Origin of the sequence: Tolypothrix campylonemoides VB511288_2 (assembly GCF_045999855.1) — a bacterium.
GTDB classification, from domain to species: domain Bacteria; phylum Cyanobacteriota; class Cyanobacteriia; order Cyanobacteriales; family Nostocaceae; genus Scytonema; species Scytonema bouteillei_A.
In genome coordinates this window covers 114,907-129,586 of sequence record NZ_JBFPMW010000010.1, presented here as the reverse complement: position 1 = coordinate 129,586, position 14,680 = coordinate 114,907, and the positions used below count along the sequence as shown (strand labels likewise).

Sequence of the window (14,680 nt, the reverse complement as noted above, 5' to 3'; positions counted from 1 at the left end):
AGGTTTTAGGATAGGGTGGAACTGACTGAAATCAATGAAGCCACACGATCGCGCTGTCCGGGTGTCCAAGTTTCGCCTAGCAGTTTGTAGTTCATGCGGGGAAAGAAACCATAGCGCTGTCCTAATTCCCCACTCAGCAACGTCATGCGTTCAATCGTGCGGGCGTTCTTCAAGCGACCCGCATCGATGTAGCGAAAAGGTGTGTTTTCTGCCACTTGGATCGACGCTGCTTTCGCGGATTCATCATCACTGACAACAAATACATCGCTGACGGTATCGCCAAACGTCGGTTCATCAAACACTTCCCACCAGACATTTTTGAACGCTCCTACAACTCGTGTTTTGGGAAAACGGTGTTGAATCTGTTCTGCTCCGCTTGTATCCCAGGGCAAAATAAAATCGGTGTAAGTGTCGTTGAACGGGTTAGAAATATCCACATACACCTTGCCATCTAGCTGATTCCGCAAGGGTTCCAACGTCTCCAACATCCCATCTCTTAAAAATATCGCAGGCAAGACAATATCGGCATCGGCTGCATCTTGATAACTGCCAGATGACAAGGTTGTTTGACCTAACCCACTCACAATTACAGCAGAACGGTTTGGATCGCGAGAACCTAGGATTACTTGTTGCCCTGCTCGAGCAAACATCTCTGCCAAACGCACGCCCATTCTGCCAGTTCCTAAAATTCCGATTGTCGTCATAACGATTCTTTTGCTTCCTACTAGTTGGATGTTTTGTAAGTAAAAAAAATTAGCCTTTGACTAACTGCATCAATTGCTCGATCGTCCTATGGAAATGCGCTGCTCCACCTCGAACACGAGCAATTAGCATTCCTCCCTCCAATAACTCAAAGATTAAAGCTGCCATAGCTCGGATGTCTCCAGTAAACCGAAAACTACCATCCTGACAACCATCCTCAAGCAGAGTAGCTAGCTTTTCTTCATTTGCTTGATAGAACTGACGAATCCGTTCTACAGAAGGATGGTTCAGGGTTGCTAATTCTGCCCCTAACATCGCACACAAACATACTTTATCTTGGCTCCCATTACTCAGGGTGGCTTCATACAAACCGCAATATCGCCGCAGTTTTACCTCTGACGAATCGCTAGAAGCAAGAATACCATCTACAATTCTGAAGAAGCGATCGTTGTATCGGTCAAGTAGCGCCGCCAGTAAATCGTCTTTTTTAGGAAAATGGGTATGAATACTTGCCTTGCGAATGCCGACAACTTCGCTAATGTCTTGATAGCTCATCCCATTCACGCCGAGACGCTGAATCAGATCTTGAGCTACATCAAGAATTTGTGTTTTAGTATCTACTTCCTTCATAAAACCATCCTACCTATAGGTAGGTTTTATGTCAAGCACAGAATGCGTCACTGTGGTGATTGAATGCGATCGCCAATGCTCTGCCTTCCGGACAATCATTATCGAGAAAATCTGAACAAAGCCTGGAGCCGGACTCTGGGATATGAAACTTCAGAATGCTTGAACCATTCAATGCATGATTATCTTTATGCTGAAGATCGCGAACTTTGGCTGAAATTTTTGACTCAAGTGCATGCAAACTTGGAGCTTGCTTGTTGGGAACTGAGGTTTCATCATAAAAATACAGAAATTGTCTGGCTGGAATTATCAGCCCGTTCCAAAAGTCAGGGAGAAATTTCTGGCTCTTTAACAAATATTACCGAGCGCAAACAGGCTCAAGCGGCTCTGAAAACAGCAAATCAAGCGTTAGAAACACGAATTGAGCAGCTTCGTATCGAAAAGCAAGAACGCAAGCAAGCAGAAGCAACACTACAAGTCACCTTACAAGAACTATCGCTTTGTGGTGTTATCTCCCGATTTGCAATTTAGGCTAGAGACAAATCCTACAACGAGAAAACGCCAAATCGAGCTATTCTCTCCAAATGATTCTTATTTCACGACTTACCCCATTAGCGAGCAAATGTATCGATTGTTGCAAGATATTTGTCAGTGTCAACCTAAGTGGAGCGATTATGCAACAGCTAACAATAAAGAGTGGCTTTACGAGCTGATTTACAAGGGTATCCTTTACTTAACTCTGGAAGTTCCTAAGTCTAATCGAAATCAGCGATTGAGCGATCCACCTAATATGGATATGGAAGGATTAAAAATCAAAGAATTACAAACCAAAACCACTCCTACTTGTATGTCTTCTTACTTAGCTTAAAAAATCTGTTCAAGCTCGTACTCTAGTAAAGCACAAGTAACGTTGCAAGTCGTCCTCAACAGAGGGTGTACAGCCGTCGGGTAGACGGTTAAAATGCTCGCTGAGGGGGAGCATCCGGTTTTAGCAAAATGCCCTCAGAATAGAATTCTGGGGCTATACAAACTAAGTCCACCTAAGCGCAAAGCGCACGCTACGCGTTGCCGCAGGCTATGCCCGTAAGGGCTATACGCGGACTTACCAAAACAATACCAGGTGGACTTTGTTTGTATAAACGTGATTTCCAATCGCTCCAATATTTTTTCCAATTTGGGATGCTCCCCGCTGAGGGAAAATTCATTGGAATCCCTGTGAAGCGAAAATCCCACAGATTTTTGCCAAGAAGATGAGCATAGCAAAATCTTGGTAGCCGTGGGAGTGTCAACAGGTGTTAACTTTATACCTAATATCTCCAAAATCAAATAGGAGCCTTATATTTATTATCCCGTTGCGTAAGTTTTGCTGATTTTCCCTGCTGGCGATATTGCCACATAATAAAACCAGTTAGAAGGAGAAGGGTTGGAGTCAATCCAACAAATACATAAAGTATGCGAGATGGGAACCCCCAAAAAGTGCCGTAGTGTAGGGGTTCAAAGGCGGCTAGCACGCTATCTCCTAGCGGTAAATTTCTACTATCATCTATATGCAAGACTTTACCACTGTATCTATCTAAATACACTCCACTTTGCCCGTACAATGTGGTTTCATGAGTCTGGCGTTTGCGAATATACACTGCATCTTCAGGTTCGCTGGGCATGGTGATGGAGAACGTTGCAGCATTGGGAAAAACTGTAGCAGAATTTTGCAGTAATTGCGATAACTGCAAAGGAGCGAGATTGGAATTAGGTTGAGAGGTGATTTTGGGTGGTTGAGAAGTGCCAGTGACGGCATAAATCAATGGATATGACCAATCAGAAAAATTCCAACAAAAACCCGTGAAAGCTGTCAGGAAAAGAAAAATAGCTGCCACAACTCCGACGACTTTGTGAACATCAAAGTTAACTCTTTTGGGATGGGCATTTAACTTAATTTTAAATCCGGTGATTAGCTTGCGCCAACCCGGCCACAATATTAACCCAGTCAGGCACAAGATACACAACAATAACCCTGCAATACCGACCGCAATTTGACCGTTCTTACCTAACAAAAGAGCGTAGTGAAGGTAGAGAAAGACCCGTTCAATACTGGAATCCGCTAGATTCCAAGCCATAATTTCACTTGTGTAAGGATGAATGAATATGCGAGTCAGTTTATCAGCAGCATCAAAAAGATCTGCTTGGTAGGGCGCTTTAGCATTGGCAGGTAATCTAATGGAGTACAACTTGAGATTGGAACGATTGGGGATGTCTGGAGACAAACTGCTTTGCTTCAAGGCAGAATTTACTGTTTCCAACACAGTATCAATAGAAACCATTTGCGCCTGGGGGACTATCTGCCCAATTTGCCGGGAGATGAAAAATTGCTCCATCTCAGGCTTAAAGACTAAAAGACTGCCGGTTAAACCGATAAAAGCTATTAGTATCCCTACGGCTAAACCAAGATAGCGGTGCAGGATAAAAGCTATGTCACGGAATTTGCGGGATTTCATAACGGATGTGGTACCTCTCAATTGATTTCAAATTAGAACTTGACTGAGACGGTTCCCAAAACTGTGAACGGTGCGCCAGGAGACAGCAGGAAACCTTGTGAATCGTAGTACTTGATATCAAGGAGGTTTTTAAAACTCAGTCCCACTTGGTAGTTTGCTTTCCGGTAAAAGATTGTGGCATCAGTTCTTGCGTATGAAGGAATTGTAATGGTATTGGGTACAGTAACTTCGCGATCGCCTACGAAAAAGACTCCCGCGCCAAAACCCAACCCTTGCAAACTGCCATTTTGAATCTCATAAGTTGTCCACAAACTAGCGCTATATCTGGGTGCATTTGCCAATCGATCGCCCACTGGTAGATTATTGTCCTCGCTAACATAGGCATCGTTATGGCTAAAAGAAGCTATGACATTCCAACCGGGTAAAATCTCTCCAGCTATATCCAATTCAATACCCCTGCTTTTCACTTCTCCTGCAGCAACGGAAAAGTCAGTATTATTCAAGTCAGTCGTGGATACATTAGTCTTAGTAATCTCATAAGCTGCTAATGTTGCCGTCAGTTTACCATTTAAAAACTCACCTTTGACTCCCACCTCGTACTGCGTTCCGCGTTCTGGCTCTAGTGGCGTTCCATTAGCATCTATGGCAGATTCGTTTGGTTTAAAAGCACGAGTATAACTCGTATAAATAGACAGATTTTTGAGAGGTTGATAAACGAGTCCGATTCGTGGTGAGAATACCTCATAGTAACGCTTTGTAATATCGGTTTCAGCACCATTGATAATGTCAGAATTATATTCATCTCTGAAACGGACAAAATCAAATCTTCCACCCAGCAACACCTTTAAATTGGGTAGCAGTGACACCGAATCTTGCACGTACAGCCCTACTCTATTTGTATTTCTCTCTTGCTCAAAGCCTTCATCAAAAGTGGTTGGAACTGCTGCCCCATAGACTGGATTCAGAAAATTAAGTGCAGGTACGTCATCATAGTTGATAAGAAATTTGTACCCATAAACGCTTCTACTTAACTCAAAACCTAACAGTAATTCATGGGCAATTGAGCCAGTCTTAAATTTGCCTACCAAGTCGTTTTGCCAACCATAATCTCTAGAATAACCATCTACCTTGTTGTATCTTCTATCAACAAAAGGATCTTCTTCGCTAAATCTTTCTTCAAGATCGACTGGCTGAAAGTTAGAACGATAGTCGTCAACAGTTTGTACGGAAACTCCACTGCGAAATCGCCAATTATCGCTGAACTGATGAGCCAAAGCAACATTCACCCGGTTGGCAAAGAGATCGTAGCGATCGCTTGGTTCGCCAAAGTTAAAACTAATTGGTAAGTTTAATGATTCATTATTTGGCATTAAACCGCGATCGTAAGACTGATTGAGGTTAACGTATTCATACTGCAAATCTAAATTGGTAGTATCGCTTAACTTCACTCTTAAGCTAGGAGCAAAAGTATAAAGCTCTTTAAAAGCAAAATCTCGGAACCCGCCAGTGTTTTCGTAAGCAGCAATAAAGCGATACAAAGAACTGTTGTCTTGGGTTATAGGTCCGGAAATATCAATTTCTGGTCGGTAATAACTATAGCTACCAGCAGAAAATGTGGCTGAGTAATAAGGTTCGTCCAGTGGTTGTTTGGTGATATAGTTGACAACACCTCCCGGTTCTAGTTGACCGTAGAGTACTGAAGCAGGACCTTTGAGAACTTCCACCCTTTCTATTGTGGAAGTGTCAGTATATGCGCTGAAATTATCGTGTCTGAAACCATTTCTGAGGTTGGTGTCGGTATCAAAGCCGCGAATGGTATAGGTATCAGCGCCAACTAAATTGATTTTTGGTGTTACACCACTGACATTACGTAAAGCATCTGCAATTCTTTGGACTCGTTGATCCTCAATCACCTGTCGGGGAACGACTTGAATAGCTTGGGGAATCTCTAAAATCGGAGTATCAGTTTTAGTTGCAGTATTAGCGTCGGGAACGTTATATTCTGAATCCTGCGAACCTGTCACCACCAATTCAATAGGTTCATCTGTTGATGCGGTAGGTTGTTCCGGCTGTTTTTCACTAGCAGGTTGTTCCGGTGGTGGTGTCTGTGAAGATGTTGCAACTGCTGTAAAGCTAAAAATTAAACCCTCATCACTATCAAATAACTCAACTGTTGGTAAACTCGTTTCACCGATCGCTTTCACTCGAATGCTATTTGCGTCTTGATTGATAACGGTAACTTCTATAATTCCTGCAACTGGCTTTTCTTGACGAAACATATTGCCATTCGGTAAACGCAGTTGGGCATTGGCAATATCAATAATGTATGTGTTGCCTTCTTTTTTAGGCAGCACTTGCAATTTGTCTCCTTGAGGAGTCTCTAAAATGACTTCCACACCCTTATCAGTTGCGTTTACCTTAACACCAGTCACGAGAGTCAGAGACTGGGGAGTGGGTAATTGAGAAAAAGACTGTGACTGGTTAATCTGCCCGGTTTGATAGGCTTTCTGTGCCCAAACAGGTTGAGCCATGACTGTTACTCCGGTCAAGCATAAACCGAAGAACAGCTGCACTTGTTTCTCCATCATCCCCTCACACACAAATATCTCTATACCAGAGTAGGAAAAGTTTTTTCTCCACTCCAGTTAAGAATATATTTCAATAAGGTAATTGAAAATGACTGTAATTTACAATACTGTTTTGACTGATAAACGGATTTTTTTGCAGGGCAAACGGATTTTTTCCGGAAACTGATAGCAATTTGCTGTAATTTAAATGCTTTAACAGAATTCCCCCGTCGCAGGGGCGGACGGGGTATTTGAGCCTGTCTAACCCTGTTTTAACCTTCCCTTGCTTAAGTTAGGGAGCGTCGGAGGTGGTAGTATGAGCTTCAGGTAAGACTTAGGATTAACCCCAAATCGCTTGCGAAAAGCAGCGGCAAAACAGCTTTGATTCCCGTAGCCAACAGCACTTGCGACTTCCTTGACATTCATGCGACCTTCTAGAAGCAACTGGCGTGCTTGTTCCATTCGCTGTTGATGCAAGTAACCAAATACCGTAGTCCCAAAAACTTGACGAAAGCCCAGCTTGAGCTTGCAATCGTTCAGTCCAGCCTGTCGCGCTAATTCTAGCAATGAAGGTGGGTTATCTAAATGACTCATCAAAATTTCCTTAGCATAATGAATTCTGTCAATGTCGTTGGGCTTAAGCATAATTGGTGTTGCTACTGAATCTTCAGCTTGCATCAACTGTTCCAACTTCAATGCAATCAATTCCAAACACTTTGCTTCTAAATAAATATGTTTTGTCAGACCTTGATAGGGACAATTTAAAATTTGCTCAAGTGCTAACTGCATAGCGGTATTGGTCATACCGATTTTATAGCAAGATTGTTTGGGAATCTCAATTAAGCGTTTGAGGTCGGGAGAAACTTGTCTGCATCGACTGGCGATAAAACTATTGAGTAAGTCAGGAGAATCTAAATGAATATCAACTTTCAAAATTCTCTGTTTGCCTGAAGCTTTAATGGTTTCTTCATGCAAAAAACCACTGCTTTGAAAGAAGTTTTTTTGAGCAACAGTATCTCTCCAACTTCCAGATATTTGAAATCCAAATTCTACCTCGTTAACATAGATTTCCTGGGGTGGAACTTTCACAATCAAATCATCATGAAATTCTTCATCGATAATCAACAAACTCATTCCATGTAATTGTATCCATCGTTCGTGGCCTATACCAAGTTGTTTGGGGCATAAGTTGATAATATCCGAACTATCTGATGGATCTGGATATTGCGACTGCGTATTTTGGTTGCTTTGTTGCCAAAGTTGTTCGTAATCTGATAGTGAAAAGATATTTGCCATGCTTTGTTACTGCCGCTAGAGCCATCTACCAATTGAGTTGAGTAATCTTGAAGTCTTATAGAGAAATATTATCAAATAATGGAAGAAAACCTGCGAACGTTTTACATTCGCAGGCTGTTTTTAGTATTGTGTAGTACGAGGTATTCCAAATATTTATCTGTGAGAGTCGGCTAAATTATGCAACCAGGAGCGCGATAAGCCAGCATCTCAATGGTTTCAGCCGTACCGCATCAGCATATCCACTATCCCAACGTACAAAAATACTTTCTCTGGATATGAAAGCTGAGCTTTCAAAAACTTTTGAGAGCCTTGGTTGAGCAGCAGCAATGCTCAGTCAAGCTATCAACAGTAGACACTACACGATTTATTCTTGGTTGGCAAAAGTACAGAAAAAAGGGAGAATAATTCCAAATCCTACATATTAATACAATCAGGCCAAAAAATGTACGAAAAAATGTTTCAATCGCTAGATCGGCTTGTTGTACTTAGTGAACAGCAACGTGAAGATCTTAAAAGGGTGACAACACCACAAGAACTTCCCAAAGATTCAATATTATTGGAACAAGGACATATCTGCAATCACCTACATTTTCTTGTCGAAGGCGCAGTTAGATATTATTATCACCAAGATGATAAAGAAATAACTTCCGGTTTTAGATTTGAGGGTGATTTTATTAATTCTTTTTATAGCTTTATTTCTAGAAAACCCAGTAAAGAAAGTATTATTTTAATGTTGGACTGCAAATTAGTAACAATTAGTTATGACAGTCTGCAATATCTTTATAACAAAGATTCAGTATGGAATAGGCTGGGTCGGTTATCCATCGAAAGTTATTATATTCAATTAGAAGAGCATTTTTTTTCACTGCAGTCTCAAACAGCATCAGAGCGTTACGCTCATTTACTGCAACAATATCCAGATATTCTCAATCGAGTCAAGCTAGGACATTTAGCATCGTATTTAGGTGTAACTCAAGAAACACTAAGTCGGATTCGTGCTAAACATCGTAATCGTCAACGGTTACGAAACTAATTCTAATAGATCCGCAAAAATATCAGTAATTATTCAAAAAATAAAAATTTGAATTCAGATAACTTTTTGGCTCAATTCGATAAGCAGCAAATAATTACACTCACTGGCTTTAACAAGAAAGGCAGAGGGCAGAGGGCAGAAGGGATTTATCACTTCTGCCTGATACCGTCGATACGGGTGCGCGATCTTCGGGAGCAACGGGTTTAAGTCAAGCGCCATAATCTCCGAGAGGCGCGGTCAACAATAACGGTGCGGGTTTAAATCCCCACCTAAGTGCCTTCTGCCCTAGTAGCGAGCGTACTTCTGCCTTCGCTTTAATTTAATTAGATAATAATTGTATTTACAAGATTGAATATTTTTTTTAAGAACTGCTATTTTTGATATTTATCAAATTTGATTTATATCAAGAAAAGCCTCTAGATTTACCCCAATTAGCCAAACTAAGATGAAGCTATCAACCAAAAATAAGCAAACGAAAGGAGATAGCCATCATGGGTTTCAAATATATCGGCGAATTAGCAACTCAAGAAAACGTCAATCAACTCTTGACACTGGTTGATATGGTGGTTGGCGGACTCACTGACACAGAAAATGTTTTCGATATTGAAGATGCACTACGCGATAGCGAACAAATGCAAAAATGTTTGCAAGTTGTGCGTCAACATCCAGCTTCTGCACAAATGCTAGAAGAGCGTTATCTGGGAGCAGAATTTGATTTAGATACTATGCTGCAAATGCCTAAAGATTCTCTAGGCTGGACTTATGCAAAAGTTCTAAGTACGCTTAATTACGATCCAGATTTTTATCGCAAACGTGAAATCAAATCAGATGTTGATTATATCACTCATCGCATTCGGAAAACCCACGACTTGCATCATATTTTGACTGGTTTTAGTTTTGATAACTATGGGGAATTAGGTGTAATTTCTGTAACTGTGGGTCAGATTGGTTATCCAGGCTTTGCCTTTATTGACGTTGTCGCATTACTATTAGGTTTCCTCTCTAACAAGCATCAACGTCAAGGTATTGATGTGGCTCTAGAATATGATTTTGACTTGATTTCTCAAGGGGTAAAAATTGCGCGTCTTGCACAACCATTGTTCCCAGTGAAGTTTGAAGAAGGACTAGATCGCTCTCTTGCTGAATGGCGTGCAGAGTTGAATATTGTGCCTGTTACAGAAGGACATTGGAGTTGGTATAGCTATCCTCATTTACGAAATGCAATTGAATTGCCCTCAATCTCCCAAGAGCCTCAACTTGTTAGTGTTTGAACTAACAGTAATTAGCTGAAGTTGGAAATCTTGCAAATAGAGACGGACACGCCTCATAATCAAGCGTGTCCTTAATTAAAGATTTGATGCTTGGAGAATTTAATGAGCAATACAATTTCTGCATTTCTGAAAGATAGCCACGTTTTAGTTACTGGTGGAACGGGTGGATTAGGACTTGGTGTTACGCCAAATGTTCTCGCGCACAAACCTACGAGCGTGACAATTCCTTATACTAACGCACAAAACGTTGAGCGATTAAAAAGTGTTCTCCCTGTAACTGATTTAGATCGTATTCAATTTGTTAGAGCTAATTTATCAGAGGAATCGGCTGTGAAAAATTTAGTCAATGATATGGAAAGAGTCGATGTTTTGATTCATCTCGTTGGTGGGTTTTCGATGGGAAAAACCCATGAATATCCTTATGAAAAGTGGAAAGCCGATCTAGAACTGAATTTAAATCTTGCTTTCCTGGTGTTGAAGCACAGTTTAAGAAGGATGTTTCAAAACGGCTATGGACGAATTGTGACAGTAGGTTCGCGAGGAGCCGTACAACCAGGGGGACAGTTAGCAGCCTATTGTGCTGCCAAAGCTGGATTAATTGCGCTGACCCAGGCGATCGCTGATGAAACGAAAGGGGCAAACATCACTGCTAATATCGTTTTACCTAGTGTAATCGATACTCCCACCAATCGAGATGCAATGAATACAGAGAATGCTTCAACTTGGGTTAAACCCGATTCTATAGCACAGGTAATCTGTTTTTTAGCTTCAGAAGCCGCTCTTGATATGAGAGGAGCAGTTGTTCCTGTGTATGGCAATATCTAAACTCAATTCTTTATACGAATGCCATTATCCAAATCTGGAATTGATATTCGTGTAATAGACAGCATTAACACAAGAGATATTTTTATAATTTTACGTTTTGATTACCCAAAGTTAGACTATGAACGCCTTATCCATTTTATCAGCGAGTGAACTCGATCTTGCTTTGCAAGAACTGCAAGGTTGGAGTATTGAGCGAGGAAAACTCCATCGTCAATTTCAATTTTCATCTTTTGTTGAAGCCTTTGGATTTATGACTCGTGTGGCACTGGTGGCAGAAACAATAGGACATCATCCAGAGTGGTGCAACGTATACAACCGAATATCAGTCGATTTAACAACTCACGATGCAGGTGGAATTACAATGAACGATATACATCTGGCTCACAAAATGAATGAGCTAGCGGAGTAATACGTTCTTTACAGATACGCGTGCAACCTTCGATCGCTCAATTTAGACCACTCAAGTTCTTTGAGTTAAAATGCGATTTAATTGTTCTGTGCTTGAGCTATTCCCGCGACTCAGCCCCAGACCGTCTTGAAGAGCGCTGACGAATCGAATGGCACATGAAGATTTGAATCTTCGCGTTTTTAATTGACTTTGTTGGCGAATTCTTTAAGATCGATTTGTCCAAAGTCCAATGTATGATTAAGTTACTGATCAAACAGCAACCTGCTATCGACATCAGTTCAGATACGGTATTGGGTGGGATTGAGGAATTGGGAGGTAGGTGGTTGATTTTGTTTGAAACACCACGGCTGGTTGTCCGTCAATTGCGCCACTCTGACGCAGACGCGCTGTTCGCGGTGTATAGTGACCCTCTTGTGGTACGGTGGGTCGGCGATGGAACGCCTTTAACGCACGAACTGTGTGTGAAATGGATAAAGATATCGCTTCGTAACTACCAGACTAAAGGTTTCGGTGCTTCGGCGGTCGTAGCCAAGTCAAACTCCCAATTCATCGGCTGTTGCGGAATTATTTACGACCCACAACGAAACGAGCCAGAAATTATCTATGGCTTTGGTAAACGCTGGTGGGGGCAGGGCTTTGCCAGTGAAGTTGTAAGACCCATGCTTGCTTACGGTCTTAAGCAATGTGGGCTGAAGCGAATACTCGCAACCATTGCGCCGGAGAACTTGGCATCTGTGCGTGTTGCAATCAAAGCGGGGATGGTATTTGAGCGAGAGGAAATAGAGGCGGATGGATCTCCTACGCTCATATATTCTATCGATCCAAACACAATCAAAAATAATGATATCAAAATCATAGATGCCTCACCATAAGCTTTTTTGAAAGTAATGCTGTTTAACTTCCTTGCGACGCATTGGTTGAGGCACAAATCCTTCTGGAGGCTTAAGCAGAAACAGTTGAGGAAAGAACGCTCGTACTTTGCGCGAGCAATTCTACCATACGCTCAGCGACACCCATTGCCGATGCGGGATTTTGTCCGGTCACGAGGCGATCGCTCGCGAACACCTTGGCTTGAAAATTGGGTGCTTTCTCCACAGTTGCACCGCGTTCAATCAGCTTCGACTCCAATAAAAACGGTACAACTTGACTTAATTCCACTGCGGCTTCTTCTTCGTTGGTGAAGCAGGAAACAATTTTATCTGCAACCAAATACTCACCATTAGAGAGTTTGACATTCACAAGCCCCGCCGGACCGTGACACACTGCTCCAACCACGCCGCCACGCTCGTAAATCGCTGTCGCAATGCGGGATAGAGAGGCGTTATCGGGGAAATCCCACATAGTTCCGTGTCCACCTGCATAGAAGATGGCATTGTACTCGGCTGGATCGATCTGCTCGGGGCGCAGTGTGTTTTCTACTTGTGCGACTTTTTCTGGATTGTCCAGGAAGGCTTTGTTGAGCGGGTCATTTAGGTCAATCCCGGTCATGGGAGCTTTGCCACCTTTAGGGCTGACGTATTGAACGCTCAAACCTGCTTTGTCGAACACTGCAACTGGATGGCTCACTTCTGGCAAGTAGAACCCGGTTTCTTTGCCTGTATCTCCTAATGTGTCATGACTGGTTAAAACGACTAAAACTTTTGCAGACATAGTATGGCTCCGTGAGTCAAAAACGCGCTATTCCAGGCAAACACTTGTTTTATATAAGAATGTGCCTGATAGTTCCATGCTAGAAGCAACTTATCTAAAATACAAATTATAAAAGTTGGGTCTTTCCATAAATATAATTATGGTAAATTTGGAATGGTATCGTAGCTTTATTGAGGTCTATCGGGTTGGAACCGTATCGGGTGCAGCACAGGTGTTGCATTTAACACAACCTGCAGTCAGTCAGCACATTGCAGCTTTGGAGTCTACCTTGGGTACGCAGTTGTTTCAACGCGTGCCGAGGCGGATGTTACCAACCGACGCGGGAAAGCGGTTGTATACTCAAACTGTCGCTGCTATTGAAACGCTGGAATCGATACCAACTAAGTCAGCCATGGCTGATGCTCCACTTCTCATCAGGCTGGGAACACCGCCAGAATTTTTCTCCGAATACATACTGAAATGTCTATCTCTATCTGATACAACGCTGTTTTCAATTCGATTTGGATTAACCCAGGAATTGATTGAGCAACTCTTGGAGAAGAATCTTGATTGTGTCATTGCTACGCAAAAAATTCCAAAATCGGAACTGGAATATCAACTCCTAGTTGAAGAAAGCTTTTGGCTAGTTGGACCACCGACAGCGATCGTTCCAGTGTCTCAAGATGTCTTACAGGCTGATTTAACACTGCTAGAACAGTGGCTAAGCCAACAACCTTGGATTGCTTATAGTGAGGATTTACCAATCATTCGGCGATTTTGGCGGGTGGTTTTTGGTCGTCGCTTGAATGTTAATCCACAGTTTGCAATCCCAGATTTACGCAGCATTCGGAGTGCGATTTCTCTTGGTTTGGGTTATAGTGTTTTACCAGACTATCTCTGCAAAGAATGGATTGCTGAAAATCGTCTAACGCTAGTTCTTAAACCAGCAAAAGCTGTAACAAATCACATCTGGCTAGCTTACCGAAAATCGGAAAGACAGTCACAACAAACAGCAATGCTTTTGAACTTACTAGAATCTGCATCTAATATATATAGCTAATACCAATTCTATGTGAAGTTGCACATTATTGCCCTCACATTGGAAATGTGGGGCTATACAAACAAAGCCTGCCTTCGCAGGCTAATTGTATGCATCTTCATAGAAAATTGGTATAAGCTGAGAAAGTAGGTTGCTGATTGATTCTCCTTTTTATTCTTTAGCTGCACGTGCTTTACGATTGTGCGACCAGCGATAAGCTGAGTACAGCTTGCGCTTCGCGATCGCTACAATAAACATGAAGATATCTAACCAATTCTGGACGTTGGGATGCAGTCCATCTAAAATGTTACTAGATTGATGTTTGGCAAACCGAAGCGAGGCCTAAAACCTGGGGGGTTCTGCCAAAATCTCCAGAACCTAGACAAGTTAATAGTTACAGCGTTTTGATATTTGGCGCTATTGATATTTTGTGTCAATAAGTGAGCCTGAAATGAGGTCATTTTTTCGATCTGCCAAAACTGCTTGTAGAGTCCTTGCTCAGTAAGGATTTCAGATGGTGGACTTGAAACGTAGCGATTCCCGGCAACGGGATTGAAACAAGATAACTGGAACATCATTGAAGGTGATGAAACCAACTTGAAACGTAGCGATTCCCGGCAACGGGATTGAAACTTGAATTTTCCTCATATGATCGACCCTAAAGATATAGACTTGAAACGTAGCGATTCCCGGCAACGGGATTGAAACTTCTTGCAATGGTGATGGCATCTCGAAGAATACGCTTGAAACGTAGCGATTCCCGGCAACGGGATTGAAACTACGCTTTAAT

14 protein-coding genes and 1 CRISPR repeat array (1 of these 15 cut by a window edge) are annotated in these 14,680 nt (G+C 42.1%); of the genes, 8 read left to right on the top strand and 6 right to left on the bottom strand.

Annotated elements, in window-relative coordinates; all coding sequences use genetic code 11:
- Positions 1-5 precede the first annotated feature (5 nt).
- Both AB0756_RS26625 and AB0756_RS26620 read right to left on the bottom strand, forming a co-directional pair.
- Complete coding sequence (locus AB0756_RS26625) at positions 6-704, bottom strand: NADPH-dependent F420 reductase (protein ID WP_038080377.1); 699 nt, start codon at positions 702-704, stop codon at positions 6-8.
- Between the two features lie 49 nt (positions 705-753).
- Positions 754-1,332 carry a TetR/AcrR family transcriptional regulator gene (locus AB0756_RS26620; protein ID WP_038080375.1) on the bottom strand — a complete coding sequence of 193 codons (579 nt, stop codon included), beginning with the start codon at positions 1,330-1,332 and terminating at the stop codon, positions 754-756.
- Between the two features lie 75 nt (positions 1,333-1,407).
- Here AB0756_RS26620 and AB0756_RS26615 point away from each other — a divergent pair, with 75 nt between their 5' ends.
- Together AB0756_RS26615 and AB0756_RS26610 are read left to right on the top strand one after the other, a co-directional pair.
- Positions 1,408-1,860, top strand: a complete 453-nt coding sequence (locus tag AB0756_RS26615; RefSeq protein WP_038080374.1) for a PAS domain-containing protein — start codon at positions 1,408-1,410, stop codon at positions 1,858-1,860.
- The gene (locus AB0756_RS26610; protein WP_202048645.1) at positions 1,832-2,197 is read left to right on the top strand and encodes a hypothetical protein; all 366 of its coding nucleotides are present in this window, start codon (positions 1,832-1,834) and stop codon (positions 2,195-2,197) included. The genes AB0756_RS26615 and AB0756_RS26610 overlap by 29 nt, the downstream gene beginning before the upstream one ends.
- Positions 2,198-2,651: 454 nt before the next feature.
- Here AB0756_RS26610 and AB0756_RS26605 read toward each other — a convergent pair whose 3' ends face one another.
- The 3 genes from AB0756_RS26605 to AB0756_RS26595 form a co-directional block, all read right to left on the bottom strand.
- On the bottom strand, positions 2,652-3,821 hold the full coding sequence (locus tag AB0756_RS26605; protein ID WP_038080372.1) for a PepSY-associated TM helix domain-containing protein: 1,170 nt from the start codon (positions 3,819-3,821) through the stop codon (positions 2,652-2,654).
- A gap of 32 nt (positions 3,822-3,853) precedes the next feature.
- Positions 3,854-6,352: a TonB-dependent siderophore receptor gene (locus AB0756_RS26600; RefSeq protein WP_237265932.1), complete on the bottom strand. Its 2,499-nt coding sequence runs from the start codon at positions 6,350-6,352 to the stop codon at positions 3,854-3,856.
- 297 nt (positions 6,353-6,649) lie between these two features.
- Positions 6,650-7,684 carry a helix-turn-helix transcriptional regulator gene (locus tag AB0756_RS26595; RefSeq protein WP_050045246.1) on the bottom strand — a complete coding sequence of 345 codons (1,035 nt, stop codon included), beginning with the start codon at positions 7,682-7,684 and terminating at the stop codon, positions 6,650-6,652.
- A gap of 442 nt (positions 7,685-8,126) precedes the next feature.
- On the opposite strand from AB0756_RS26595, the gene AB0756_RS26590 reads away from it, so the two are divergent.
- The 5 genes from AB0756_RS26590 (at position 8,127) to AB0756_RS26570 (ending at position 12,094) form a co-directional block, all read left to right on the top strand.
- A complete protein-coding gene (locus AB0756_RS26590) occupies positions 8,127-8,717 on the top strand; it encodes a Crp/Fnr family transcriptional regulator (protein ID WP_038080371.1) in 591 nt (196 codons plus the stop codon).
- Positions 8,718-9,208: 491 nt separating this feature from the next.
- Entirely contained in the window at positions 9,209-9,988 is a 780-nt protein-coding gene (locus tag AB0756_RS26585; protein ID WP_038080370.1) for a Coq4 family protein, read from the top strand.
- 126 nt (positions 9,989-10,114) lie between these two features.
- Positions 10,115-10,813 (top strand): 3-oxoacyl-ACP reductase FabG, encoded by a 699-nt coding sequence (gene fabG, locus AB0756_RS26580; RefSeq protein ID WP_038080391.1) that lies wholly within the window; start codon positions 10,115-10,117, stop codon positions 10,811-10,813.
- Positions 10,814-10,931: 118 nt separating this feature from the next.
- Complete coding sequence (locus tag AB0756_RS26575; protein WP_038080369.1) at positions 10,932-11,222, top strand: 4a-hydroxytetrahydrobiopterin dehydratase; 291 nt, start codon at positions 10,932-10,934, stop codon at positions 11,220-11,222.
- A gap of 233 nt (positions 11,223-11,455) precedes the next feature.
- Entirely contained in the window at positions 11,456-12,094 is a 639-nt protein-coding gene (locus tag AB0756_RS26570) for a GNAT family N-acetyltransferase (protein WP_038080367.1), read from the top strand.
- Between the two features lie 70 nt (positions 12,095-12,164).
- Here the strand turns inward: AB0756_RS26570 and AB0756_RS26565 are convergent, their stop codons facing one another.
- The gene (locus AB0756_RS26565) at positions 12,165-12,872 is read right to left on the bottom strand and encodes a type 1 glutamine amidotransferase domain-containing protein (protein WP_038080365.1); all 708 of its coding nucleotides are present in this window, start codon (positions 12,870-12,872) and stop codon (positions 12,165-12,167) included.
- 139 nt (positions 12,873-13,011) lie between these two features.
- Here AB0756_RS26565 and AB0756_RS26560 point away from each other — a divergent pair, with 139 nt between their 5' ends.
- The gene (locus tag AB0756_RS26560; RefSeq protein ID WP_038080362.1) at positions 13,012-13,911 is read left to right on the top strand and encodes a LysR family transcriptional regulator; all 900 of its coding nucleotides are present in this window, start codon (positions 13,012-13,014) and stop codon (positions 13,909-13,911) included.
- Positions 13,912-14,412: 501 nt separating this feature from the next.
- Positions 14,413-14,680: direct repeats of the CRISPR family, unit length 37 nt; unit sequence CTTGAAACGTAGCGATTCCCGGCAACGGGATTGAAAC; it runs 63 nt beyond the window's last position.

Coding starts and splice junctions, on each gene's coding strand:
- AB0756_RS26590 (WP_038080371.1), top strand. CDS start 8,127: ATGTACGAAAAAATGTTTCAATCGCTAGATCGGCTTGTTGTACTTAGT.
- AB0756_RS26595 (WP_050045246.1), bottom strand. CDS start 7,684: ATGGCAAATATCTTTTCACTATCAGATTACGAACAACTTTGGCAACAA.
- AB0756_RS26625 (WP_038080377.1), bottom strand. CDS start 704: ATGACGACAATCGGAATTTTAGGAACTGGCAGAATGGGCGTGCGTTTG.
- AB0756_RS26605 (WP_038080372.1), bottom strand. CDS start 3,821: ATGAAATCCCGCAAATTCCGTGACATAGCTTTTATCCTGCACCGCTAT.
- AB0756_RS26570 (WP_038080367.1), top strand. CDS start 11,456: ATGATTAAGTTACTGATCAAACAGCAACCTGCTATCGACATCAGTTCA.
- AB0756_RS26565 (WP_038080365.1), bottom strand. CDS start 12,872: ATGTCTGCAAAAGTTTTAGTCGTTTTAACCAGTCATGACACATTAGGA.
- AB0756_RS26615 (WP_038080374.1), top strand. CDS start 1,408: ATGCTCTGCCTTCCGGACAATCATTATCGAGAAAATCTGAACAAAGCC.
- AB0756_RS26560 (WP_038080362.1), top strand. CDS start 13,012: ATGGTAAATTTGGAATGGTATCGTAGCTTTATTGAGGTCTATCGGGTT.
- AB0756_RS26585 (WP_038080370.1), top strand. CDS start 9,209: ATGGGTTTCAAATATATCGGCGAATTAGCAACTCAAGAAAACGTCAAT.
- AB0756_RS26575 (WP_038080369.1), top strand. CDS start 10,932: ATGAACGCCTTATCCATTTTATCAGCGAGTGAACTCGATCTTGCTTTG.
- AB0756_RS26620 (WP_038080375.1), bottom strand. CDS start 1,332: ATGAAGGAAGTAGATACTAAAACACAAATTCTTGATGTAGCTCAAGAT.
- AB0756_RS26600 (WP_237265932.1), bottom strand. CDS start 6,352: ATGGCTCAACCTGTTTGGGCACAGAAAGCCTATCAAACCGGGCAGATT.